The following is a 24,354-nucleotide window of genomic DNA, read 5'->3' as shown; positions in this document are numbered from 1 at the left end:
GTTACGCCGTCGCCGGCGTTGATAACAGCAGTTTCAGTTCAGGCAGGCAGGAGCCGCAGTTGGTGCCGCACTTCAGCGCGGCGCCCAGCGCCGCAGGCGAGTCGCAGCCCTGCGCCACGGCCTGCCTGATCGCCGTTTCACCGACGCCGAAGCAGCTACAGATGATGCGCCCCGCGCCGTTGCCCTGTGCCGCCCGGCCCGCCAGCAGCGCAAAACGTCCGGCGGCGTCGGCGGGCGGCGCGCGAAAGGCGGCGGCGATAAGTTCATGGTCGAGCAGCGGCAGGCGCGGCGCGGCGTAGAACGCCAGCTGCAGTTCGCCCGCGCGCCATGCCAGCAGCCGATACTCTCCCGCCGCGCCCTGCGCCTGCTGGAGCTGCATACCCTGGGTTGCCAGCTGCGCCTGCGCCCAGTCGCGCGCGTTGCCGTCGCCCGCCAGCGTCAGCCGCTGCGCGCCCGATTGCGGCGCGCGCGTCCAGTAGCGCAGCCCGGCCGGCGCAGCAACTTCGCGCTGCCACAGCCAGCCCTGCCAGCCGGTGCGCAGCGGCTGGATACGCACCGCCGTCTGCTTCAGCGCCGGCTGGCCCGACGCAGGACAGCAGCGCGCCGTCACCAGCGCATCGACGTTGCTCTGCAGCGCAAACTGGCGGTTCCAGTGCATCGGCGCAAACAGCTCGTTAAGCCGCATGCCGCTGTCGAAACGCACCCGCCCGATCATCCAGCCATGCGTTGACTGCACCCGCGCCAGCTCGCCGCTGACAAGGCCCCGGCTCTGCGCCGTTGCGGGATGCAGCGCGATAAAAGGCTCGTCGATATGCTGCATCAGACGCGGCACATCGCCGGTGCGCGTCATGGTGTGCCACTGATCGCGAATGCGCCCGCTGTTCATCAGCAGCGGATACGCCTCGCTGGTCGGGTCATCCAGCGGCGCAGCGCAGGGCAGCAGCCGCGCTTTTCCGTCGGCATGGAAAAAGCGGCGATCGCCGAACAGCCGGGCGCAGCCCTGCGGGAAGCGCGCGTTAACCGGCCACTGCACCGGCTTCAGCCGATCCCACGCCTCGTTGCTGAGCTGCGCCAGCCCGCTGATGTCAAAGGCGCGCTGCCCCTGGTTTTCAAAGCCGGAGAGCGCGGCGTGTTCGCGAAAGATTTCCGCCGGATGCTGCCAGCCGAAGGCGTCGCCGAAGCCGAGCCGCTGCGCCACCTGCGCCAGCAGCCACCAGTCCGGCTTCGCCTCGCCGGGCGGCGGGGCAAATGCGCGCTGGCGCGAGATGCGCCGTTCGGAGTTGGTGACGGTGCCGTTTTTCTCGCCCCAGCCCAGGGCGGGCAGCAGAATATCAGCGAACGCCGTGGTGTCGGTATGCGCCATCACGTCGGAGACGATCACCAGCGGACAGGCGGCAAGCGCCTGCGCCACCCGGTTGCCTTCGGGCATCGATACCGCCGGGTTGGTGCCCAGGATCCACACCGCCTTCACCGCGCCGCGCGCCACCGCCTCAAACAGCGCGACGGCGGTCAGGCCAGGCCGACGTGCCACCGTCGGGCTGCCCCAGAAGCGCTGCAGCCGGTCACACTCCGCGTCGCTGAAACCCATATGCGCCGCCAGCTGATTCGCCAGTCCGCCCACCTCGCGTCCGCCCATAGCATTAGGCTGACCGGTCAGCGAGAATGGCCCGCAGCCCACGCGGCCCAGCTTGCCGCTCAGCAGATGAGCGTTAAGGATAGCGTTGTTGTGGTCGCTGCCGCTCGCTGACTGATTAATGCCCATGCACCAGAGCGTCAGCACGCGATCGCTGCCGGTAAACAGCTGATAGAACTGGGCAAGTTGGTCGCGATCCAGCGCGCAGGCATCCGCCGCGCGCGCCAGCGTCCAGGGCCGCGCGGCCTCCAGCGTTTCCGCCACGCCGTTCAGGTGCGGCAGCATCTCGCTGTCGATGGCGTCATGCTGCGCCAGCCAGTTAAGCAGGCCGCTGAACAGCGCGCCGTCGCTGCCCGGCCGCAGCGGCAGGTGCAGATCCGCCAGATCGGCGCTTGCGGTGCGGCGCGGATCGATAACCACCACGCGCATCGCCGGGCGCTGCTGCTTCGCCTGTACCAGCCGCTGATACGCCACCGGATGCGTCCAGGCGGCGTTAGAGCCTGCCAGCACCACCAGATCCGCCTCGGCGAAATCTTCATAGCAGCAGGGCACCGCATCTGCGCCAAAGGCGCGCTTATAGCCCACCACCGCCGAGGCCATGCACAGCCGCGAGTTGGTGTCGATATTGGCCGCGCCGAGATAGCCCTTCATCAGCTTGTTGGCGACGTAGTAATCCTCGGTAAGCAGCTGCCCGGAGGCGTAGATCGCCACCGCCTCCGGGCCGTGTCGATCGATAATGGCGCGCAGGCGTGCGGCGGCGCTCTCCAGCGCCGCATCGAGCGATACGCGTTCGCCATCCACCTGCGCCCACAGCAGCCGCCCGCTGGCGTGCAGGGTTTCGCCCAGCGCCGCACCCTTGACGCACAGACGTCCGAGGTTCGCCGGATGGCTGGCGTCGCCCGTGACCGCGCCGTCGGCGCGCACGCTGACGCCGCAGCCAACGCCGCAGTAGGGACAGGTGGTATTCATGAGGCCTCCGCCATCAGCTTCAGCGGCCGGTTCGCCACCCAGATGCGCCCCGCTTCCAGCTTCACCGGCCAGCAGCGCAGCTGGTGCTGCGGGTTGTCGAGGCTCTGCCCGTCGCGCAGCCGCACGCGCTGTTTATAGAGCGGCGAGATCACCACCGGCTCGCCCGCCACATCACCAAGAATGCCGCGCGACAGCACGCTGACGTCGCTGCCCGGCTCGCGATCCTCCAGCGCGTAAAGCGCATCGCCGAAGCGGAACAGCGCGATGCGCTCACTGCCGAGCCGCGCGCCGATGCCCGCCTGCGGCGGCACCGCCGTAAAGTCGCACAGCGCGCTCCAGGGTTCGGCGGGCAGCTGCAGCAGCGGGATACGCGACTGCGCCGCAGGCTGGCGCTGCTCGCGCACCCGGTCGTAGTGCAGCGTCTCGTCCGGCCTGTCGCTGTTAACTGCGGCGGTGAAGAGTGCGCGTCGCGACGGATCCGCCAGCGTGGTTTGCCATTCGCACTGGTAGCTTGCGACCACATGCTGCATCTCCGCCTCCAGCGTCGCCGCGATGCCCAGGCTATCTTCAATGACCACCTGACGCAGATAGTCGAGGCCGCCTTCGAGGTTATCCATCCAGACGCTGGTGCGCTGCAGCCGGTCGGCGGTGCGCACATAGAACATCAGGATACGGTCGACGTAGCGGATCAGCGTCTCGTCATCGAGATCGCTGGCGAAGAGATCGGCATGGCGCGGCTTCATGCCGCCGTTGCCGCAGACGTAGAGATTCCAGCCCTTCTCGGTGGCGATAACGCCAATATCCTTGCTCTGCGCTTCGGCGCACTCGCGGGTGCAGCCCGACACCGCCATCTTGATCTTGTGCGGCGCGCGCAGCCCCTTGTAGCGGTGCTCCAGCGCAATGGCGAAGGCGGTAGAGTCCTGCACGCCGTAGCGGCACCAGCTGGAGCCGACGCAGGATTTTACTGTGCGCAGCGATTTGCCGTAGGCGTGGCCGGTTTCAAAGCCTGCCGCCAGCAGCGCTTCCCAGATGGCGGGCAGCTGGTCCAGCCGCGCGCCAAAAAGATCGATACGCTGGCCGCCGGTGATTTTGGTGTAGAGATCGTAGCGCGCCGCCACCTCGCCGATAGCGATCAGCCCCTGCGGCGTGATCTCGCCGCCCGGCACGCGCGGCACCACGGAATAGCTGCCATCTTTCTGGATATTGGCGAAATAGCGATCGTTGGTGTCCTGCAGCGGCAGGTGCGCCGGTTTGAGCAGGTAGTCGTTCCAGCAGGAGGCAAGCAGCGACGCCGCCAGCGGCTTGCAGACCTCACAGCCGTGGCCGCGCCCGTGGGCCGCCAGCAGGGCGTCCCAGCTCTTTAGCTCGCCGACGCGGATCAGGTGATAAAGCTCCTGACGCGAACAGGCGAAATGCTCGCAAATATCCTTTTTCACCTCGACGCCGAGGTTCGCCAGCTCGCTCTCCATAACCTGTTTGACCAGCGCCGAACAGCCGCCGCAGCCGGTAGCCGCGCGGGTACACTGCTTCACCGCCGCCAGATCGCCGCAGCCGCCCTGCACAGCGGCGCAGATATCACCCTTGCTGACGTTATGGCAGGAGCAGACCTGGGCGCTCTCAGGCAGCGCCGCCACGCCCGATGTGCGGGCCGGTGCGCCCGCCAGCGCGGGCAGGATCAGGCTCTCCGGCGCGTCAGGCAGCGCCATCTTATTCAGCATTAGCTGCAGCAGCGTGCTGTAGTCGCCGCTGTCGCCCACCAGTACGCCGCCAAGCAGGGTCTTACCTTCGCCGCATACGACGATTTTCTTGTAGACGCCTTTAGGTTCGTCAGTCCAGAAGTAGCTCTGGCTGCCTGGAGTGCGGCCATGCGCGTCGCCGAACGAGGCGACCTCAACGCCAAGCAGCTTGAGACGGGTGCTCATATCCGCGCCGCTAAAGGCGCTCGCCTCGTCGGCGAGGTACCCCGCCAGCACCCGCGCCATCTGGTAGCCGGGCGCCACCAGGCCGAAGACCTGCCCGTTCCAGAGCGCGCACTCACCGATGGCGAACACCGCGTCGTCGCTGGTCTGGCAGAGGTCGTTGATCTCAATGCCGCCGCGCGGCCCGAGGGTTAACCCCGCCTCGCGCGCCAGCTCGTCGCGCGGACGGATGCCCGCCGAAAAGAGCAGCAGATCGGTGGACAGGGTTTCGCCGTCGGCGAAGTGCAGCGTCAGGCTGCCGTCCGCCTCGCGGTCGATGCGCTGCGTCTGCTTAGCGGTATGCACCTGCACGCCAAGCGCGTCGATTTTCCGCCGCAGCATCTGCGCGCCGCCCTCATCCAGCTGCACCGCCATCAGGCGCGGCGCGAACTCGACCACATGCGTCTCCAGCCCGAGCTGGCGCAGCGCGTTGGCCGCTTCCAGCCCCAGCAGGCCGCCGCCAATTACCACGCCGCGACGGCTGCCGCGCGCGCAGGCGGAGATAGCGTCGAGATCGTCCAGCGTGCGGTAGACGAAGCAGCGCGGGTCGTCGTGGCCAGGGATGGGCGGCACAAAGGCGCGCGAGCCGGTGGCGAGCACCAGCTTGTCCCATGCCAGCTCGTCGCCGCGGCTGTCGCGCAGGCTACGCTGCTGACGATCAATAGCGACGACCTGACAGCCGCTGCGCAGTTCTATGCCGTACGCGGCAAAAAAGTTCTCATCAACCAGCGATAAATCCGCCGCGCTTTTGCCGTCGAAAAAGGAGGAGAGATGCACGCGGTCATAGGCGGGCTGCCGCTCTTCGCCGTAGACCACGATGTGATAGCGCTGATGCAGCGCGCGCGCCACCAGTTGCTCAAGGAAATGGTGACTGACCATGCCGTGACCGACCACGGCTAATACCGGTTTACTCATCATCGGGCTTCCTGCAGCCTGCGGCTGCGCTTCGGGTTGATTATCAAAAAGGGTGTGAAGAGCGGCGTTTTCGCCCGCCTGTAGTGTTGCCAGCAGCGGCGCGGCCTGCTGGCAGTCGCCGTAGAGCAGCACGCCGCACAGGCGACCGTCGCGCAGAAACAAGCGGCGATAGTCGCCGGAGAGAGGATCGAAGCTGGTGCAGCTCTCCGCCTCGCGAATATCGCCCGCGCTGAACAGCGAGATGCCGCTCACCTTGAGGCGGGTGCCGTTTTCCTGGTAACGGAAATCAGCGATCGGCCGATCGGCCAGCTGCGCCGCCAGCACGTCCGCCTGCGCCAGACAGGGCGCCACCAGGCCAAAGGTTTCGCCGCTGATTTCGCAGCATTCGCCGAGCGCGTAGACGTCGGGTCGCGCGCTGCGCAGCTGGCGATCCACCAGGATGCCGCGCCGACAGGGCACGCCCGCCGCCGCCGCGACGGCGATCTCTGGCTCAACACCGATGGCGATCACCACCTGCGCGGCGGGCAGCGTGCGGCCGTCTGACAGTACGACGCCCGCTGCGGTCACCTCAGCCAGTCCGCTGTTAAGCTCCACGCGCAGGCCGCGCGATTCCAGCTGCCTGCACAGCAGCGCCCCCGCGTGGGCATCCAGCTGGCGATCCAGCAGCCAGGCTTTATGGTGCAGCAGCGTCACCTCGCGCCCCTGCGCGCGCAGCGCGGCAGCGGCCTCGATACCGAGAAAACCGCCGCCCAGCACCACTACCGGCCCCGCGCTGGCCAGCAGCGCATCGACATCCTCTTTCGTGCGAAAGCCATAGACCTGCGGCTGCGCAATGCCGGGTATGGCGGGCAGCCGCGGGCGCGAGCCGGTGGCGAACACCAGCCGATCCCACGCCAGCGCGCGCCGATCGGTGCGAAGCTGACGCGCAGCGAGATCGACCGCCTGCACCGTTTCGCCCGCCAGCAGCGTGACGCCCTGTCGCTGGTACCAGTCGCGCGAGTGAATCAGCGTCTCCTCGAAGCTTTTCTCACCCGCCAGCACCGGCGAGAGCAGCACGCGGTTATAGTTGCCGTACGGCTCGCGTCCGATCACCGTGATGGCGTAACGATCCGGCGCGAGACGCAGCAGATTTTCCACCATGCGCATTCCCGCCATGCCGTTACCCACCACCAGCAGCCGTTGCTTCATATGCGGCTCCTCAGGCTGCCGAGGTCTGTTTTTCATAAAGGAAATGCAGGATCTGCTGGCGTAGCTGGTGGTAGCGTGCGTCATCCGCCAGCGCGACCCGCGAACGCGGCCTGGGGAGATCGATATTCAGTATCTCGCCCACCTTCGCCGCCGGGCCGTTGGTCATCATCAGCACCCGGTCAGAGAGCAGCACCGCCTCGTCGACGTCGTGGGTGATCAGCACGATCGTGGTGTTCAGCTCCTGCTGAATGCGCATCACGCTCTCCTGCAAATGCGCGCGCGTCAGGGCATCGAGCGCGCCGAACGGCTCGTCGAGCAGCAGGACGCGCGGCTTCATCGCCAGCGCGCGCGCAATACCGACGCGCTGCTTCATGCCGCCGGAGATCTCGCCGGGACGCTTGTGCATCGCATGGCTCATCTGCACGCGGTTCAGGTTGTGCTCAATCCACTCCGCCATTTCCGCTTTATCCATGCGGCCGTTGAACACCTGCCGCACCGCCAGCTCCACGTTCTGCCAGGCGGTCAGCCAGGGCAGCAGCGAATGGTTCTGAAACACCACTGCGCGCTCCGGCCCTGGCCCGGCGATTTCGCGGTTATCGCACAGCAGCACGCCGCTGCTCGGCGCGGTCAGCCCGGCGATCAGGTTGAGCAGCGTCGATTTGCCGCAGCCCGAGTGCCCAATCAGGCTGAGGGTCTCTCCTTCATGAATGTCGAACGAAACGTTATCCAGGGCGAGGAAGTCGCCGCCCGCCGTCGTAAAACGCTGACTGACCTGCTGAACGCGAATAATCGGTGACATAGCGGCTCCTTATTTATCCCAGGTAAAACGGCGGGCCAGCAGCATCAGGCCCTGCTCCAGCAACAGCCCCACCACGCCGATAACCAGAATGGCGATGAGGATGTTCTCCACGTTGAGGTTGTTCCACTCGTTCCAGATCCAGAAGCCGATGCCGAGGCCGCCGGTGAGCATTTCGGCGGCGACGATGACCAGCCAGGCGATGCCGATCGACAAACGCACGCCGGTCAGCACCGCAGGCAGCACCGCGGGAAAAAGGATGCGGCGCATCACCGTCCACTCTGAAAGCTGCAGCACGCGCGCCACGTTGAGGTAGTCCTGCGGAATACGCTGCACCCCTTCGGCGGTGTTGATCACCATCGGCCAGATGGAGCAGATAAAAATGGTCCAGCTGGAGGCAGGCTCAGCGCGCTGAAACAGCAGCAGGCCGATGGGCAGCCAGGCTAACGGGCTGACCGGACGCAGCAGCGCGACGATGGGGCTGAACATGCGCGATACAAAGGTGAAGCGGCCCAGCAGAAAGCCCGCGGGGATCCCCACCAGCGCCGCCAGCCCGAACCCGACGGCGACGCGCTGCAGCGAGGCGAGCACGTTCCAGCCGATGCCCTGATCGTTCGGCCCGGCGTTATAAAAGGGATCGGCGAACAGCGTCAGCGCCGCCTGCCAGGTGGCGTAGGGCGTCGGGAAGCCGCTGCTCCACAGCGCGGCGATCTGCCACACCAGCAGCATCAGCAGCAGACCGCACAGCGCCGGGATCAGGCGCTGCATCAGCGGACGCAGACGGGGCGGGCGGACCGCGCGTTTCGGTGTCAGGTTGAGGGTGACAACAGTGCCGGGCTCGACGGCCGTCGGCGCGCTTATCTGAGCGATTTTCTTCATTTCTGCTTCTCCTGGCGGTTCAGGGCGAAACCGGCGGCGTAAGCGGCAGGATCGCTGCCGTCCCATACCTTGCCGTCTATCAGGGTGCTGCTGCGCAGTTCGCTTTGCGGCAGCGCGACGTTTCCGACGGCTGACGCCGCCTGTTTGTAGATGTCGATACGGTTGATCCGGCGCGCCACCGCAAGGTAGTCCGGCTCGGCGCTGAGCATGCCCCAGCGCTTCATCTGGGTCAGGAACCACATGCCGTCGGAGAGCCAGGGGAAGCTCACCGCGCCGTCGTGGAAGAAGCGCATCGGATGGGCCTCCTGCCAGCTTTTGCCGAGGCCGTCCTGGTACTGCCCGAGCATGCGTCCCTCAAGGGTTTCAACCCGGGTATTGATCCAGGCGCGCTGCGCCAGCACCGCGGCGGTTTCGCGGCGGTTATCGTCGGAGGCGTCTATCCAGCGCGCCGCCTCCAGCACCGCAGCGGTCAGCGCGCGGGCGCTGTTAGGAAAGGTTTTGACCCACTCGGCGCGGGTGGCGAGGATCTTCTCTGGATGATCCGGCCAGATCTGCTGTGAGGTCGCGACGGTGAAGCCGATGTTGTCGCTGATGGCGCGCTGGTTCCACGGCTCGCCGACACAGAAGCCGCTCATATTGCCGATCTTCATATTCATCACCATCTGCGGCGGCGGCACGACCAGGGTGCGCACGTCGTCAAAGGGATGAATGCCCGCGCTGGCGAGCCAGTAGTAGAGCCACATGGCATGGGTGCTGGTGGGAAAGGTATGCGCGAAGGTAAAGGCGCCTTTCGGCTGGGCCGCCACCGCACGCTTCAGGCTGGCGGCGTCGGTGATGCCCTGGGCCTTTAGCTGACTGGAGAGCGTAATCGCCTGGCCGTTATTGTTGAGCGTCATCAGGCTGGCCATATCATGCTGCGGCCCCGCCACGCCCAGCTGCAGGCCGTAGATCATGCCGTAAAGCGCGTGGGCGGCGTCCAGCTCGCCGGAGGTGAGCTTGTCGCGCACCGCCGCCCAGCTCGCCTCTTTGCTCGGCTGCAGCGTCAGACCATATTTTTTATCGAAGCCCTTCACCGCCGCCATCACCACCGGCGCGCAGTCGGTGAGCGGGATAAAGCCGACGCGCAGGCTGGCCTTTTCCGGCGCGTCTGAACCGGCGGCCCAGACGGCGCTGCGCAGCCCCGGCAGCAGATATGCGCCGCCAGCGACGGCGCTGGCGAGTAATAGCTTGCGCCGTGAGGCGGAAAAAGAGGAGTGGCTCATCGCTCGCTTCCTGAAAAAAGAGAATAAAAAAAGGCGTCCGACCGACATGCCTGCGCATGCGGATGGACGCCTTTATCCAGAGCACGTGTTTCGCCGCCGTTGGCGAAACAGGTGCGAATTCATTTAACCAGCTTCATTTAAATCAGAGCAAAGAGCGTGCCAGCTTGCACAGCCTGCGGCGACGCGGCTTCTGGCGCGGCTAATCCAGACGAATGCACTCCGCTAACGCAGCTTGCGCACAGCCGTTGTGCATCTACCTCTCATGAGGTAGCGGCTGCGCGCGTTGCTCTCTGACCCGCGCTTAACTCATTGCCCTGCGGGCGGCTGCGCCATCGCGGCGACCGCCAGTACCGCCTGGGCAATGTCGATAATGCGCTTATTCTGGTTCATGGCGCTTTTGCGCAGCGCCTGCCACGCGGCCTGTTCGGTGTAGTCATGCTGCTGCATCAGCCAGGCTTTCGCCTGATCGATTACCCGCCGCTCCTCCAGGGTGGCGCGCATCGTCGCCAGCTCGTCCGCCTGGCGCTGCAGACGCTGCGCCTGCTCGCGCACCAGCGACAGAACCGAGCGGCCAAGCTGATGCGCCAGCCCGTCGCTGTGCAGGTGGGTCTGCTCTTCCGGCAGCCAGTCGGCACCGGCGATATAGAGGCTGAAGCTCTGATCTGCCGCCTGAATCGGCTGTGCGGCCTCGCTTTGCGCGGCATGGATAGCCTGACGGCAGCGGGTCATCAGCGTAGCGGTAAGGTGGTCTTCAAGGGTTTTCATCTGATCGATCCGGGCGCTGAGCAGAGAGAACCAGCGCAGCGTACCCGACTCATCCGCCTGGCCAAGCGTGCAGGCGATGCGCCGCAGCCGCTCGACTTCCCGGCTGGCGGCGGCGAGCGGACGCCAGCGGGCCAGCGCGTCGGCGTCGGCAAACTGGCTGAAGGTGGCGAAGCTCTGCTCCTGCGCCGCGATAAGCGCCACCATACGCTGACGCTGCTCCTCGCTGAAGCGCCCGGCGGCGAAACCTGCCGAGCCGGTCGCGCGCTCCTGTCCCGCCAGCTCCTTACCCTGCATAAAACTGAACAGCGCAATCAGCGCGCGGGAAATATCGGGATGGCTGGCGGTATCGGCCGCCTCGAACACCAGGTTCAGCAAGGTACGGATGACCTGGTTGAACGCCTGCATCGCCTGCGCCTGATCGCGCTCGCCCGCCAGCATCTGCGCGCGCAGCGCAGGCAGCGCCGCCAGCGTCTGCAGCGCGGCAGCGATCAGATTGCAGAAGCGGCTGTCGCCAGGATGGGCGGCGGCGGGCGGTAAGGCCTGTGTAAAGTCCCGGATCGCGGCGCCCACCTCCTGCTCGCGCGCCAGGCGCTCCTGGCCAAACAGCCGGCCCTGGGAGCAGATCCAGATATTGCTGGCGCCGCGCTCGCGTTGCAGCTGGTGGATCAGTTCGCTCAGCGCCGCAATCAGCTGGCCGGTATGCAGCAGTCGTTGCAGGCTGGCGATATCGCTGTCGCGCGATGCCTGGAGGTATGCCAGCGCGTCGGTCATGGGGATCACCTTCTCATTTGAGTCCTGTTTTCAGGGCAAAATGAAGCAAAAGCTGTGCCGCTTTAAGAAAAGAATGCGATCGCCCTCACCCGGATTTTCTGAAAATGATAGGCGTGCAAAAAGTGCCAGGCGTAACCCATAGCGCAGAAGCAATTAAAAAAATTTAATAATTTCCTATTCCCTGAGACGCATGACAAAATAGGCTGCTTCATAATTCATCGCGTTACGTTATTCATTAGTAAATTTCGTTTAACTGAACTACTCAGCGACGTTTTTTGGCATTTTTGCGCGCCGTGCGCCAGGCTTGCTAGCATGGCTTTAGCGTGAGCGCAATGGTTTGAAATCTCAAAAGTCTTAGGTAGACTGGATGCAGTACTATCCTGATGTAATTTGTCCGTTTTTTTAGCTGATGCTGTGAAGGCATGATGCAGCGCGCAGGTCGTCACAGGGATGACGATGGCGGCGTATTATGCAGTTACTCTGATGAAATCGAGGAACATGGTGAAAAAGAGTCTTGCGTTAATGCTGCTGGCGACATTGACCCTGGCAGGCTGTAAAGCACCGCCGCCGTCTGTCACCGATGACACGCTGGTCACCAGCGAAGTCAATGGCGTTAAGTTAGTTCATCGTCATGCGGTCGCCGCGCCTGCCGAATTTACCCCGGTTAATGAGACCTGGCGCGCGCTCTACGCAGCTTCGGTGATGACCACGCCCGATTATGGCGGCAAAGTGGTGCGTTACCTTGAAAACGGTAAGCCGTTCGAAGTGCTGGGCAGCGTCGAAAACCACTGGCTGGCGATCGCCGACCAGGCTGACGGCCCGCTGATTGGCTATGTTCCGCTGAAAGCGGGCGTGGAAAGCAGCCGCTACGACGCGACCCTGCGCAGCGATCGCCCTCGCCCGCGCGGTAAGAATAAGCAGGTCTGTGTCGATGTCGGCGGCGCCAGTAAAGCGTGCCGCACCAACGATACCGCGACCTGGATCTTAGACTGATAATGAAATCCGGCGCATATTGCCAGTACGTAATCCCTGAGCTAGCCACTCAGGGATTTGTTCTTGTCTGGAAGAATCCCCGTTAATGACACAAGAATCGCAGGCCGCAGAGGTGAACGCCTCGGGCAACGATAATCTTTTATTACAGGCTGCGGCGCCGCTGCTGAATGCCGTGGTGCAGCTTCGCCAGGCGGTCACGCACGACGATCCCGCGGGCCTGCGTCAGTCGCTGATTGATGAAATCCGTCAGTTCGAGCAGCGCTGCAAACAGGCCGGGCTGCCGTTCGAGATGATTATTGGCGCGCGCTACTGCCTGTGCAGCGCGCTGGATGAGGCTGCCGCTCAAACCCCATGGGGCACGCGCGGCGTCTGGTCAGGCAACGGCATGCTGGTTACCTTCCATAACGAAAGCTGGGGCGGCGAAAAATTTTTCCAGCTGCTGTCGCGCATATCGCAGAGTCCGGCCCAGCATCTCTGGCTGCTGGAAATGGTGCACTACTGTCTGCTGCTCGGCTACGAAGGCCGCTATCGCGGCAGCGACAGCGGACGGGTGCAGTGCGACGCCATCCGCAAGCGCCTCGCGAAGCTGATTGAGGAAACGCGGCAGCCGCAAAGCGAGAACGCCAGGCCGCTGGTCGAGGTGCATCCGCTGGTCAGCAGCATCTCCCGCCCGATGATTCCGCTCTGGGCTTGCGCTACCCTCGCCGCGCTGATCGCCTGCCTGCTCTACAGCGCCCTTAACTGGCGGCTGGGCAACGACGCCGAACCGCTGCTGCGTGCGATTTACCAGACGCCGCTGCCGCAGATCACCGTCGGGCGTCGCCCCTCCTCGCCCCAGGCGCTGCTTGATTTGCGTCAGCGCCTCAACGACGTGATTGCCGCCGGTCAGCTTGAAGTCAGCGACGGCGCCTTCGGCAGTAAAGTGATTATCCCCGCCGATAAGCTGTTCGCCGAACAGGGCACCGCCATTAATCCGGTGGGCCGCGCGCTGCTGGCCCGCGTCGCCACGGCGATGAAGAACGTTAAAGGTACGGTGCTGGTGTCGGTCTTTACCGACAATCGTCCGGTAGATAACAGCCGCTTCGCCTCCAGCTATGAATTTTCCTTCGCTCGCGCCCGCGCGGTGACGCAGCTGTTGCAGACGCAGCTCGCCGACGGCCACGCGATCCGTTCTGAAGGACGCGGCGACAGCGATCCGCTGCTGCCCAACGACAGCAATGAAAACCGGACACGCAATCGTCGCGTTGAGATCACCCTGTTTGCCGCGCCGGAAACGCTTGGCAATCATCAAGGAGCTCAGTAATGCGCGCATCCTTACGCCCTGTTTTGACCCATCGCCTGCTCTGGAGCTTTATCGGCGTTACGGCGCTGAGCTGCCTCGTCTGGATCCTCGGCCCGCTCTGGAGTTGGGGGGAAACCCGACCGCTGGAGCCTGAACTGCCGCGCCAGCTGACGGTAGGCGCACTCTTTTTTATCTGGATTTTGTTTCAGTTTATCCCTTCGCTCTATCGCGCCTGGTTTAACAGCAAGCTGCTCACTACGCTACAGCAGACCAGCGCGGAAGATCTCTCCGAGCGGCAGGCGACTGAAGAGCTGCTTACTCAGCGCTTCAGCGAGGCGGTGACGCAGCTAAAACGCATGCCCTTTAGCCGCAAGAGCAACAGCCGCTGGCTGGCGCGCATGCACTCCAGCTATCTCTATCAGCTGCCGTGGTATCTGGTGATCGGCGCTCCTGGCGCGGGTAAAACTACCGCGCTGCTGAATGCCGGGCTCGATTTTCCCCTGACCGACAGCGTCGGCAAAACCGCAATCCGCGGCGTCGGTGGCACCCGCCACTGCGACTGGTGGTTTACCGACCAGGCGGTGCTGATCGACACCGCCGGACGCTATACCCTGCAGGAGAGCCAGCGCGCGCGCGACGCCGGGGAGTGGCACAGCTTTATTAACCTGCTGAAGCGCTACCGCACGCGCCAGCCGATCAACGGCGTGATCATGACGCTCAGCGTGGCCGATCTGCTGAGTGAATCCGCCGAGACGCGCTTTGCCCAGGCGAGCGCCATGCGCAACCGCCTGAGCGAGCTGCACCAGCAGACCGGTATTCACTTTCCGGTTTATGTCATGGTGACCAAGACCGATCTGCTGAAGGGGTTTATGGGCTATTTCGTCGCGCTGGAGAAACGCCAGCGCGACGCTATCTGGGGCTTTACCTTCCCCTGGGAGCCGGGCAAGCCGCATAAAGACGACTGGCATCGCAGCTTTAATCAGCAGTTCCACCGTCTGGAGCGTCAGCTTCAGCAGCAGCTGAGCCACAAAATGGCGCAGGAGCGTGACCTTAACCAGCGCGCCGACTGTTTCCTCTTTCCGCAGGAGTTCGCCTCGCTGCGCCCGCTGCTGAACGAGTATCTCGACGTGGTTTTCTCCGGTCAGCAGGAGTCGATCGCCTGGAGCGCCCGCGGACTCTTTTTTACCAGCGGCACCCAGGAGGGCCTGCCCTTCGACCGCATTATGGGCGAGCTGAGCCGCAAGCTGCAGCTGCCGCAGGCGAGCGGTCAGACCATCGCCGCCTGGGACAGCGTTAACCGCAACAGCCCGATTCCCGGCAATAAGGGGCAGAGCTTTTTTATTCGCGATCTCCTCAGCGATCTGGTGTTTCGCGAAAGCGGCCTTGCCGGCAGCAACCGCCACTGGGAGCACCGTAATCAGCTGTTTCACTGGATTGGTTACGGCGTGCTGGCGGGCGCGCTGACTATCGCCTCGGGACTCTGGCTGATTAGCTTTTTCCAGAACCAGCGCTATCTCAGCCAGGTGGCGGATCGCGTGCCGACCATCGTGAAGCAGAGCCAGCAGGTGATCCATCAGCCAGCCGATAATATTTTTGATCTGCTTCCCTTTTTGAACAACCTGGTGAAATTGCCGCTCTCCGATCATTTTTCTCTGGATAATCCGCCTGTTACTATGCGCGCCGGGCTTTATCGCGGCACCCAGGTCAGCGACGCGGCCTGGGCGCTTTATCAAAATGCGCTAAAGTCTTTGCTATTACCGCGCGTCGCGCAGCAGATCACTAATCTGCTGCGAAACGACAAGGGCGATGATAATGAATACAGCCGCAACGCGCTGCGTGCCTATCAGATGCTCTACCAGCCGCGCAACTATGACGGTGAATTTCTGCGCGCCTGGCTGATGCAGAATTTGCAGCACTCGCTGCCTGAGAACGTCAGCGCGCGCGATCTGCAGCAGCTCGACTGGCACCTCAGCCAGCTGCTGGATCAGCAGATTCAGTCTTCGCCCTATGCGCGCGACAATGCGCTGATGATGCGTAAACTTGCGGAAAATCTTAAAAATGCGGGTCGGGAAGGCAGCGCGCTGGCCGTCACCCCTGCGGTGGCCGCGAAGCGATTGACCGCGCATAGCGAGTAATGATGAGGTGAGAGATGGCTGCGATCGTCGCTCCCGGCTGGTACGGGAAGCTCCCCTCAACCGGCGATTTCCTGCGCCACCGGTTGAGTGAAAAACATATCGCGCCCTGGACCCACTGGTTTCAGCAAGGGCTGATGCACTGGCACAGCCAGGAGCAGGCGGCCACCAGCTGGTTTCTGCAGGCGCCAGTGTGGAACTTCGTCCTGCCGGTTACGCCGGGGGTGCAGCAGGTGCAGATGGGCTGCCTGATGCCCTCATGTGACCGCGTGGGGCGCGCCTGGCCGCTGCTGGCGCTGCGCACCTTTCCGCTCAGCCAGTGGCATCCGGCACAGCTCGCCATATCCGGCGACTGGTTTCAGGACTTAGGCGCCACGCTCTACCAGGCGGTACGGGTGCAGATCGCCGCCGCGCAGCTGGAGCAGCAGATTCAGGCGTTGCCGCCGCTGCTGGTGCCGGAGAAGCAGCGCTCCGACATTATGGAGGTGATTGGTTTCAGCGATCTGCCCTGTACCCTGAGCTGGCGCGAGGCGGCGGACCGGTTCGATCCGCAGCAGCATATCAGCTACTGGTGGACCAATCGCTGCGATGGCTTCGCCCATGCGACTCACAAGCACAGCGGCAACCTGACGGCGCAACTGTTTTCACTACTTTTTAACCCGGCGGCAGGTACACAGCCGGGACGTAACGGCCTCTATCCGCCAATGTTCGAATAACGGCCTTGCGTTTGCCCATCAGACACGGGATGACTCATGCAATTTACCATTGTGCAGTGCAATACGGATGTTCCGGTAAAAACCGTGGCGTTTCAGCCGCCCGGCGGCACTATTGGCCGTAGCCAGGATAACGATCTGGTATTGCCGGATGAATCGCGCGCCATTTCGCGTTTGCAGGCGCTGGTACACCTTTCCGCCGACGGCGAGTGTCGCCTGACCAGCCAGGGCAGCGTAACCTCGGTGGTGCATAACGGCGTCGTGCTGGATCGGGGCATGCAGGTTCGGCTGCAGCATGGCGATGCGCTGCAAATTGGCGAATACCAGATTGCGGTACAGGACCCGGCGCGCGCCGACACGGCGAAAGATGACCCGCTGGCGCTGTTTGTCAGTGAGATGCAGCTGGAGGAGGATCCGCTGGGCCTCGACGCAGAGCCGGTGGAAAGCGTTGTCTCTGCGTCCCCTGCCGCATCGCGCCACAGCGACGCGCGGCTGGCGATCGAACCGCAAAAAAGCGAGTCGCCGCGTTTGACCGGTGCCGCTTTGCAGGATCAGGAAAAACTGATCGCCGCGCTGCTGGAGGGCATGGGGCTGAGCAACGGCCACGCCACCCCTATTGATGAAGAGCAGATGCGCGTTACGGGACGTATGCTTAGCCTCTTTTCGCAGGGTACGGTCGCGCTGCTGTCGTCGCGCCAGATCCTGAAGCGCGGCGTTAAGGCGGATATGACAATGATCCTGAATGAGGCGAATAACCCCTTTAAAATCCTGCCTTCCGGCAAAACGGTGCTGATGCAGATGTATCAGAGCCAGATGCCCGGCTTTATGCCGCCGGAACAGGCGGTGCGCGACGCGCTGGTGGATCTGCAGGCGCATCAGCTTGGCATGATCGCCGGTATTCGCGCGATTATCGCCGCCATGCTGCAGTCGTTTAACCCGCAGCGTCTGGAAGAGCAGGCGCGCAGCGAGGGCGTTCTGCCCAGACTCCCCTTCTCTGTCGCCCGAAAAGCCGCGCTCTGGGATTACTTTACGCGCAATTATCAGCGCACCGCCGGCGAGATTGAAGATGACTTCCATACCCTGTTCGGCGAGGCCTTTCTGCACGCCTACGACGTGGAAGTCAACCAGTACAAAGATTCGCAGACCCGGACGGATGAAGCATGAAGATTGTTTTTGCCAGTCGCTGCCAGCAGGGGCTGCGCGATGAGAACCAGGACCGCACCGGCGCGGAAATTACCGAGGAGAAAGCCTGCTTTGTGGTATGCGACGGCGTGGCGGGCCTGTCAGGCGGCGATCGCGCCGCGCAGCTGGTGCGCGACACCCTGCTGGCCGAGCTGAATGACCAGCCCCGGCTGACGCCGGAGAATACCCACGCGGCGATTGAGCACTGCCGCGCGGCGCTGCGGCAGGCGCAGGCGCAGCAGCCTGGTTTTTCGCAGATGAGCACTACGCTGGCCGCCCTGTTTATTGACCGCCCGCAGCGGCGCGCCTGGTGGGCGCACGCTGGTGACAGCCGGGTTTATCATTTTCGCCACGGCGCGCTGTTCGACGTCACGCGCGATCACAGTCTGGCGCAGCAGCTAAAGGATGCGGGCTATGAAAATACCGGCATTAACAGTAATTTACTTTATAATGCGCTCGGCGCGGATCCAGCGCGTCCGGTTACCTTTTCCGCCGAGCTGGCGCTGGAGGATGGCGACGCCTTTCTGGTCTGCACTGACGGATTCTGGCTTAACCTGACGACCAGGGAGATGGAGCAGGCATTGCGTATGGTAAATGCCTGCGAAGAGTGGCTGGCCCTGATGGAAAAAGCGGTCAGCCGCAGCGTGAAGAAGGATAATCTCAGCGCGCTCTCTGTGTGGATCGGCGAACCTCAGGACGCCACGTTGCTTTATTCTGCGGCGGATTCGGCACGCTTTTTGCCGCCCCGCGACTGATACCAGGGATCATTATGAAATTATGGTTGTCCGGCATTGCGACCTTGCTTATCGCCTTCAGCGCGCAGGCCGAAGATTATCGCGTGGTTTATTCCCCCAGCCTGGCGCTGGAGGTCTTTATTGACGGCGTAAAAAGCAAAGCGCCCGATGACTGGTGCAAAGAGTCGCTGCCGCTGCGCATCGTGTCGGGTAAAAGCACCGACTCTGCTGTGCTGACGACGTTTTTGCCGCGTGTCGGCACGCTGCTGGCGAACCAGTGCGGCACGCTGGACGAACTGCCCTGGCAAATGACTAACAAAGAGGGCGGCGTACTGGCCAGCGGCAGCGCCAGCAAACTGCAAAACTGGCGGCCCATTGTGATGGCTGACGCCACCGCCAGCGCCAGCGCCGCTAACGCCGCGCCGCTCGATCTGTCACGTCCGGCCAATACCGCGCCGCTGCAGCATTTCGATCTGCCTGGCGGCTGCCGCTTCCGCACCTCATGGGACGCCGATGGACAGTCGCTGTTTATTCCCGACAGCGCGAAAGCGCAGTGCCCACAGGAGGGCTGGCTGGAAGGCAAAAGCGAGATAATCTTAGCGGATAAGGGGAAAAACAGGCCTCTGCCGGTCACCTTTTATCAGGGCTACCCTGTTGCGAATCTGTCGATCTCCGGCAATTCACTGCAGATTGTCGCCGTCAATAAAGAGCGCATGATCGTCACGCGCGCCGATGCGGCGGACAGCTGGCTGGTGCTGCCTTTCGACGAGGCGAGCCACGTCTGGCGCTTTAACGGCGCGCTACTGGTCAAAATGGATAAGAATACGGCGCAGCAGGACCCTGACGCCGTGAAATCGCGGGTGGAAACGTTGCGCGGTCTTTGGGGACCGCAGTTTATGCCACAGCAAAAAGTGAATGTGTTACTGATCGACACCCTGCACGCCGATCTGGTTGATCCGGCGATAGGTGCGTGGCGTAACATCAATTAATTACAGCGCAGCCTGCCTGCCAGGCGGTGTTCAGAGAGTTCACTATGTCGGCAAATGATAATCAAAAAGCGGTGCCCAACGCGCTCCCTGCGGGATACCGTTTTAACGAGTTTGAAATCAAGGAAGTGATTGGCGGCGGCGGTTTTGGCATCGTTTACCGCGCGTGGGATCATCAGCTCGAACGCACCATCGCTATTAAAGAGTATATGCCGGTATCGCTGGCGGTACGCGCAGAGGATATGTCGCTTGAGCTACGCGGCGAGCGCTATCAGAAGCTTTTTAATGCCGGTCTGACCAGCTTTATTCAGGAGGCGCGTCTGCTGGCGCGCTTTAACCATCCCGGCCTGCTGCACGTGCTGCGCTTCTGGGAACAGAACGGCACCGCCTATATGGGCACGCTCTACTACAGCGGCATGACGCTGAAAGAGTGGCAGCTTACCAGCCCGGATGCGGTGAACGAAGCCTGGATCCGTCGCCTGCTGCCGCCGCTGTTCGGCGCCATCAGCACGATTCATCAGGCGGGCTATCTGCATCGCGATATTTCGCTGGATAATATTCAGATTCAGGAAAACCAGCTGCCGGTTCTGCTCGACTTCGGCTCGGCGCGCAAAGAGATCGGCAATCTGTCAGACGAAACCGAGATTATGCTGAAGCCGGGCTTCGCGCCGATTGAGCAGTACAGCGAAGAGGGTGAAAACGAACAGGGCCCCTGGACCGATATTTATGCGCTCGGCGCGGTGCTGCACAGCCTGATCACCAGCAATCCGCCGCCGGTCAGCGTGGTGCGCTGCATCGAGGATAACTACCAGCCGCTGGTTGAACGTAAGCCAGCGGGCTATTCGCTGCCGCTGCTGCACGCGGTGGACTGCGCGCTGGCGATGAAGCCCGCCGATCGCCCGCAGTCGATTGACGCTTTTGCAGCGCTGATTGACCTGCCCGTCAGCGACGTGGAGGCGGTGGTGAATAGTCTGCAGCCTGCGCCGGAGCCGCTGCCTGCGCCAGCCCCGGCGCCCGTTGTCGAGGAAGAGGAGATCGTTACGCCTGCGCCGGTGGTGATGGCGGTGAATCACGGTTCGGCCAGCGTTGAGCCGGTGACGCCGCGCAACGTGCGCCGTTTGTCGCCGGGTCTGGTGGCGCTGGCGGCGGTCGCGCTGCTGGCGGTGATCGTGGTGACCTGGCTAACTAACAGACGCGACGCGACGCCGGAAAACGCAGCGCCAGCCGTTGCGGCTAACTCGGGCGTCAATAATTCGCCGCCGGCAGCAGCCACGCCCGCCGCGCTGGCGACGGTCTATCTTAAACTGGAACGCGGCGCCAACGTGGTGCTGAACGGTCAGCCAGTTGAGGTGAAAACCGGCAACAACGGTTTCGCCGCGCTTAATCTGGCGGCTGGTCAGTATCGTATTGAAGTGCACTCAGGAACCAGCATGCGCGCGCAGTCGCTGGTGATTGATAAGCCAGGCACCTGGTTGCTGAATCCGGGGAACTGATGCGCTTTCGCGGCGTGGATCGGCACGCCGCGAGCCGCTACCCCTGCGCGCAGTGCATTCCCGCCTGTAGCGCACGTACCTGATGCGCCAGACGGCTTAAGCTCTCCTCCTCCATGCCGCGCTTCGCCAGTTCCTGCTCCAGCGAAAAGAGATATTGCGCATTGCTGCCCAGCGGGCCGCTTGCCGCCGCGATCAGCGGCGCGACAGCCTCCGGGCAGGAGTCAGATTCATAGAGTGGATGGCGCGGGTCCATGATAAAGGCCAGCGCGGTCACGCTGCGGCCATCCTCCAGCGTCAGCTCACACCAGGTCGGCAGATAGCAGCCGGTGATCATCTCGCGCTTCCACAGCAGCTCCAGCTCTTCATGCAGGCGCGTCTCCGGCAGGCGAAACGCCAGCCCGCTGGTTGATCCGCCCTCTTTCAGCGCCAGCATACGGCCGGGATGGGACGAGGTGCCGCGTCCGGCAATCAGGCGCAGGCAGAAGGCGCGGTGCCAGCCTTCCAGCGTGCCGGATGCAACCTCGTCCGCTTCAAAAATGGGGTTCCACATCAGCGAGCCATAGCCGAAGATCCAGACCGGGCTCTGGTCGGGACGACAGGCCAGCGTGGCTGCCAGCGATGCGGCGCGCTGCTCGCAGCTCCAGAGCAGGGACTCTTCAATATCGCCGAATGACGTTTTGCAGTCTGCTTTTAATAAAAATTCTCGGGTTAACAATGCGACCTCCTGACTTCTCTTACATCCTGTCGAACATGCTCCCTGGTTAAATCGACATACGAGCGACGCGGTGAGCGGCAACGTTAGCTGACATTATGCATTTTCCGCAACGCTTTCAAGGCCAGGAATAAGCAACAAATTTAAAGTAATTTAAGAAAAAGGCCAGTATCACTGGCCTTTCGTGGAGGGTTACTTTTTCGGGTGCCACTTATCGTCATCGCCCTTTTCGTACTCCTTTTTCACCGCCGACCAGGCAACTTTGTGCGCGACCTCTTCCTGCGACTCATCGCCGCGGCGCTCATCCTTGTCTTTGTACTGATCCCAGGCGCTGTTAAAAGCCTTCTGATAGATCTCCTGCGCGTGCGGCGGCAGTACATGTTTAACGTTGTCCGGCAGCGCTTCACGGTTCTTATACGGCATTGCATCTCCTCCATTCAGGGCCTTATCTAAGCCTGGCGTATGCGCTAAAAATTTCAACCCTGGATTTCATTGCGGTACCACGCACAAGTAGAATAAAGCCGCTAAAAAACGTGGTTATCCTGTCAAAAAACCGCAAATAAAGCAGTTGAGCTTGTTTTACTAAAACAGTTAACCGAATGAAATTTAATAGCTAATTTATCTTTACCGTTTCTTTTACCGCAGTTGAAGATTATTTTACTGAAAGTAAAAAGTGGTAAATTTTCCACATAGCAAACGGTGAAAAGTTACACTCTCTGACGACATAAAAGTTCTACTCTTTTTGTGAAGCCCCGTTTGGGTTTCGCCGAAGCTTTTCCCTTAAGAGGATGGTGAATGACTACCTATGAAAAAACACGTCACAAAGAGTTCTCGCTGATACTTCCCCTTGCCGCCCTTGGCGTCCTGTTCTTCTTCGGCGGAGCAAACGGCCTGCCCGTGGTTATCGGCATCAACCTGCTGGCGCTGGTCGCGATCCTCAGCAGCGCGTTTAGCGTGGTGCGCCATGCCGACGTGCTGGCGCACCGGCTGGGCGAACCTTACGGCTCGCTGATCCTGAGTCTGTCGGTGGTTATCCTTGAGGTCAGCCTGATCTCCGCGCTGATGGCGACCGGCGACGCCGCGCCAGCCCTGATGCGCGACACGCTCTACTCCATCATTATGATTGTCACCGGCGGGCTGGTCGGGTTCTCGCTGCTGCTGGGCGGGCGTAAGTTCGCCACTCAGTATGTGAATCTCGCCGGGGTAAAGCAGTATCTGATCGCCATCTTTCCGCTGGCGATACTGGTGCTGGTGTTTCCCAACGCGCTGCCGGGCGGCAACTTCACTACCACCCAGGCGCTGCTGATTGCGGCGATTTCGGCAGCGATGTATGGCGTTTTCCTGCTGATCCAGACGCGCACGCATCAGAGCCTGTTTGTCTACGAGCATGAGGACGACAGCGACGATGGCGACCCCCATCACGGCAAGCCTTCTGCGCACAGCAGCGTCTGGCATACCGTCTGGCTGATCGTGCATCTGATTGCGGTTATCAGCGTCACCAAGATGAACGCCACGACGCTGGAGCAACTGCTGTCGGAGTTTAATGCGCCTGCGCAGTTCACCGGCTTTCTGGTCGCGCTGCTGATCCTGTCGCCGGAAGGACTGGGCGCGCTGAAGGCGGTGCTGATGAATCAGGTACAACGCGCCATGAATCTCTTCTTCGGCTCCGTACTGGCGACCATTTCTCTGACCGTACCGGCGGTAACGATTATCGCCACGCTGACCGGCCAGCAGCTGGTGTTTGGCCTTGAGCCGCCGCAGATGGTCATGATGTCGGCGGTGCTGATCCTGTGCCAGATCTCTTTTTCCACCGGACGCACCAATGTGCTGAACGGCGCCGCGCACCTGGCCTTATTTGCGGGCTATCTCCTTACCATCATGCTTTAGCAACCCGCCGCGCCCAGGCAGCAAAGCGACGAAAAAAAAGAGCGATCTCTCGCTCTTTTTTATTTTGCCTGGTGAAGCGCAGCTTATTTGCTGGTATCCAGCTCCGGGAAGCTCTTCACCAGATCGTCAATCGCTTTCATCTGCACCAGGAACGGCTCAAGCTTATCCAGCGGCAGCGCGGACGGGCCGTCGCATTTCGCGTGATCCGGATCCGGATGCGCTTCGATAAACAGACCGGCAATACCGACCGCCATACCGGCACGCGCCAGCTCGCCCACCTGAGCGCGACGGCCGCCAGAGGCAGCGCCGAACGGATCGCGCGTCTGCAGCGCATGGGTCACGTCGAAAATCACCGGGCTGTTATTGGTGACTTTTTTCATCACGTTGAAGCCGAGCATGTCGACAACCAGATTGTCATAGCCAAAGTTGCTGCCGCGATCGCACAGAATAACCTTATCGTTGCCGCCTTCCGCGAACTTATCCACGATATTGCCCATCTGACCCGGGCTGACGAACTGCGGCTTCTTCACGTTGATGACCGCGCCGGTTTTCGCCATCGCTTCAACCAGGTCGGTCTGACGCGCCAGAAACGCCGGCAGCTGGATCACATCTACTACGTCGGCCACCGGCTGCGCCTGCGCCGCCTCGTGCACGTCGGTAATGATCTTCACGCCAAACGCCTGCTTCAGCTCCTGGAAAATCTTCATGCCCTCTTCGAGGCCTGGACCGCGATAGGATTTGATGGAAGAGCGGTTCGCCTTGTCAAAAGAGGCCTTGAACACGTACGGAATGCCGAGCTTGTCGGTGACCTTAACGTAGTGTTCGCAAATACGCATGGCGAGATCGCGCGATTCCAGCACGTTCATGCCGCCAAACAGCACAAATGGCAGATCGTTAGCGACCTTGATATCACCAATAGTGACGACTTTCTGAGTCATGCCCTTTCCTTAACTGTGTGGTGCGCTTAGTGCAGCGTCACCTGTTTCTGTTCAATTGCGTGAATTTGCACTTTGATCATTTCGCTGACCGGGTCCTCAGGACAGTGCTCAACGAAATAAGTTAAATCGTTTAACGCAATATGCTCGCATTCCAGCTGAGCATAGA

18 protein-coding genes are annotated in these 24,354 nt (G+C 62.3%); 9 read left to right on the top strand and 9 right to left on the bottom strand.

The genetic code is table 11. The features are described 5' to 3' along the window. Position 1: 1 nt before the first annotated feature. From B3797_RS03690 to B3797_RS03665, 6 genes are all read right to left on the bottom strand, one after another. Entirely contained in the window at positions 2-2,602 is a 2,601-nt protein-coding gene (locus B3797_RS03690) for a nitrate reductase (protein WP_311790420.1), read from the bottom strand. Continuing rightward, entirely contained in the window at positions 2,599-6,663 is a 4,065-nt protein-coding gene (gene nirB, locus B3797_RS03685) for a nitrite reductase large subunit NirB (RefSeq protein ID WP_311790419.1), read from the bottom strand. Before nirB ends, B3797_RS03690 begins: the two co-directional genes overlap by 4 nt. A gap of 10 nt (positions 6,664-6,673) precedes the next feature. Then, positions 6,674-7,462 (bottom strand): ABC transporter ATP-binding protein, encoded by a 789-nt coding sequence (locus tag B3797_RS03680; protein ID WP_126688789.1) that lies wholly within the window; start codon positions 7,460-7,462, stop codon positions 6,674-6,676. 9 nt (positions 7,463-7,471) lie between these two features. Beyond that, the gene (ntrB, locus tag B3797_RS03675; RefSeq protein WP_311781584.1) at positions 7,472-8,338 is read right to left on the bottom strand and encodes a nitrate ABC transporter permease; all 867 of its coding nucleotides are present in this window, start codon (positions 8,336-8,338) and stop codon (positions 7,472-7,474) included. After that, a complete protein-coding gene (locus tag B3797_RS03670; RefSeq protein ID WP_311790418.1) occupies positions 8,335-9,600 on the bottom strand; it encodes a CmpA/NrtA family ABC transporter substrate-binding protein in 1,266 nt (421 codons plus the stop codon). The genes ntrB and B3797_RS03670 overlap by 4 nt, the downstream gene beginning before the upstream one ends. 306 nt (positions 9,601-9,906) lie before the next feature. After that, a complete protein-coding gene (locus B3797_RS03665) occupies positions 9,907-11,136 on the bottom strand; it encodes a nitrate- and nitrite sensing domain-containing protein (RefSeq protein ID WP_311790417.1) in 1,230 nt (409 codons plus the stop codon). Between the two features lie 498 nt (positions 11,137-11,634). On the opposite strand from B3797_RS03665, the gene B3797_RS03660 reads away from it, so the two are divergent. The 8 genes from B3797_RS03660 (at position 11,635) to B3797_RS03625 (ending at position 20,651) form a co-directional block, all read left to right on the top strand. Next, positions 11,635-12,129, top strand: a complete 495-nt coding sequence (locus B3797_RS03660) for an SH3 domain-containing protein (protein WP_311782239.1) — start codon at positions 11,635-11,637, stop codon at positions 12,127-12,129. Positions 12,130-12,214: 85 nt separating this feature from the next. Next, on the top strand, positions 12,215-13,432 hold the full coding sequence (gene icmH, locus B3797_RS03655; protein WP_311790416.1) for a type IVB secretion system protein IcmH/DotU: 1,218 nt from the start codon (positions 12,215-12,217) through the stop codon (positions 13,430-13,432). Then, the gene (gene tssM / locus B3797_RS03650; protein ID WP_311790415.1) at positions 13,432-15,546 is read left to right on the top strand and encodes a type VI secretion system membrane subunit TssM; all 2,115 of its coding nucleotides are present in this window, start codon (positions 13,432-13,434) and stop codon (positions 15,544-15,546) included. The genes icmH and tssM overlap by 1 nt, the downstream gene beginning before the upstream one ends. 14 nt (positions 15,547-15,560) lie before the next feature. Further along, on the top strand, positions 15,561-16,259 hold the full coding sequence (gene tagF / locus B3797_RS03645; RefSeq protein WP_311781589.1) for a type VI secretion system-associated protein TagF: 699 nt from the start codon (positions 15,561-15,563) through the stop codon (positions 16,257-16,259). A 36-nt stretch (positions 16,260-16,295) separates the two neighbouring features. Then, positions 16,296-17,420: a type VI secretion system-associated FHA domain protein TagH gene (tagH, locus tag B3797_RS03640; RefSeq protein WP_311790414.1), complete on the top strand. Its 1,125-nt coding sequence runs from the start codon at positions 16,296-16,298 to the stop codon at positions 17,418-17,420. After that, on the top strand, positions 17,417-18,193 hold the full coding sequence (locus tag B3797_RS03635; RefSeq protein WP_311781591.1) for a serine/threonine-protein phosphatase: 777 nt from the start codon (positions 17,417-17,419) through the stop codon (positions 18,191-18,193). Before tagH ends, B3797_RS03635 begins: the two co-directional genes overlap by 4 nt. A gap of 14 nt (positions 18,194-18,207) precedes the next feature. Then, positions 18,208-19,161: a hypothetical protein gene (locus tag B3797_RS03630; RefSeq protein ID WP_311790413.1), complete on the top strand. Its 954-nt coding sequence runs from the start codon at positions 18,208-18,210 to the stop codon at positions 19,159-19,161. A 44-nt stretch (positions 19,162-19,205) separates the two neighbouring features. Beyond that, on the top strand, positions 19,206-20,651 hold the full coding sequence (locus B3797_RS03625) for a serine/threonine-protein kinase (RefSeq protein ID WP_311781593.1): 1,446 nt from the start codon (positions 19,206-19,208) through the stop codon (positions 20,649-20,651). Between the two features lie 37 nt (positions 20,652-20,688). On the opposite strand, the gene B3797_RS03620 is transcribed toward B3797_RS03625, so the two are convergent. Together B3797_RS03620 and chaB are read right to left on the bottom strand one after the other, a co-directional pair. Further along, positions 20,689-21,366 carry a gamma-glutamylcyclotransferase gene (locus B3797_RS03620; RefSeq protein WP_311790412.1) on the bottom strand — a complete coding sequence of 226 codons (678 nt, stop codon included), beginning with the start codon at positions 21,364-21,366 and terminating at the stop codon, positions 20,689-20,691. 189 nt (positions 21,367-21,555) lie between these two features. Then, positions 21,556-21,786, bottom strand: a complete 231-nt coding sequence (gene chaB / locus B3797_RS03615; protein ID WP_033747642.1) for a putative cation transport regulator ChaB — start codon at positions 21,784-21,786, stop codon at positions 21,556-21,558. A gap of 372 nt (positions 21,787-22,158) precedes the next feature. Here chaB and chaA point away from each other — a divergent pair, with 372 nt between their 5' ends. After that, a complete protein-coding gene (gene chaA / locus B3797_RS03610) occupies positions 22,159-23,250 on the top strand; it encodes a sodium-potassium/proton antiporter ChaA (RefSeq protein WP_311790411.1) in 1,092 nt (363 codons plus the stop codon). Positions 23,251-23,333: 83 nt separating this feature from the next. Here chaA and kdsA read toward each other — a convergent pair whose 3' ends face one another. Next, complete coding sequence (kdsA, locus tag B3797_RS03605; RefSeq protein ID WP_096073022.1) at positions 23,334-24,188, bottom strand: 3-deoxy-8-phosphooctulonate synthase; 855 nt, start codon at positions 24,186-24,188, stop codon at positions 23,334-23,336. Positions 24,189-24,354 lie beyond the last annotated feature (166 nt).

This window comes from Pantoea sp. UBA5923 (assembly GCF_002431095.1).
GTDB classification, from domain to species: Bacteria; Pseudomonadota; Gammaproteobacteria; order Enterobacterales; family Enterobacteriaceae; genus Pantoea; species Pantoea piersonii.
The sequence above is the reverse complement of the archived record's forward strand: the minus strand, read 5'-3'. Positions and strand labels throughout refer to the sequence as shown.

Coding starts and splice junctions, on each gene's coding strand:
- B3797_RS03690 (WP_311790420.1), bottom strand. CDS start 2,602: ATGAATACCACCTGTCCCTACTGCGGCGTTGGCTGCGGCGTCAGCGTG.
- nirB (WP_311790419.1), bottom strand. CDS start 6,663: ATGAAGCAACGGCTGCTGGTGGTGGGTAACGGCATGGCGGGAATGCGC.
- B3797_RS03680 (WP_126688789.1), bottom strand. CDS start 7,462: ATGTCACCGATTATTCGCGTTCAGCAGGTCAGTCAGCGTTTTACGACG.
- ntrB (WP_311781584.1), bottom strand. CDS start 8,338: ATGAAGAAAATCGCTCAGATAAGCGCGCCGACGGCCGTCGAGCCCGGC.
- B3797_RS03670 (WP_311790418.1), bottom strand. CDS start 9,600: ATGAGCCACTCCTCTTTTTCCGCCTCACGGCGCAAGCTATTACTCGCC.
- B3797_RS03665 (WP_311790417.1), bottom strand. CDS start 11,136: ATGACCGACGCGCTGGCATACCTCCAGGCATCGCGCGACAGCGATATC.
- B3797_RS03660 (WP_311782239.1), top strand. CDS start 11,635: ATGGTGAAAAAGAGTCTTGCGTTAATGCTGCTGGCGACATTGACCCTG.
- icmH (WP_311790416.1), top strand. CDS start 12,215: ATGACACAAGAATCGCAGGCCGCAGAGGTGAACGCCTCGGGCAACGAT.
- tssM (WP_311790415.1), top strand. CDS start 13,432: ATGCGCGCATCCTTACGCCCTGTTTTGACCCATCGCCTGCTCTGGAGC.
- tagF (WP_311781589.1), top strand. CDS start 15,561: ATGGCTGCGATCGTCGCTCCCGGCTGGTACGGGAAGCTCCCCTCAACC.
- tagH (WP_311790414.1), top strand. CDS start 16,296: ATGCAATTTACCATTGTGCAGTGCAATACGGATGTTCCGGTAAAAACC.
- B3797_RS03635 (WP_311781591.1), top strand. CDS start 17,417: ATGAAGATTGTTTTTGCCAGTCGCTGCCAGCAGGGGCTGCGCGATGAG.
- B3797_RS03630 (WP_311790413.1), top strand. CDS start 18,208: ATGAAATTATGGTTGTCCGGCATTGCGACCTTGCTTATCGCCTTCAGC.
- B3797_RS03625 (WP_311781593.1), top strand. CDS start 19,206: ATGTCGGCAAATGATAATCAAAAAGCGGTGCCCAACGCGCTCCCTGCG.
- chaB (WP_033747642.1), bottom strand. CDS start 21,786: ATGCCGTATAAGAACCGTGAAGCGCTGCCGGACAACGTTAAACATGTA.
- chaA (WP_311790411.1), top strand. CDS start 22,159: ATGACTACCTATGAAAAAACACGTCACAAAGAGTTCTCGCTGATACTT.
- kdsA (WP_096073022.1), bottom strand. CDS start 24,188: ATGACTCAGAAAGTCGTCACTATTGGTGATATCAAGGTCGCTAACGAT.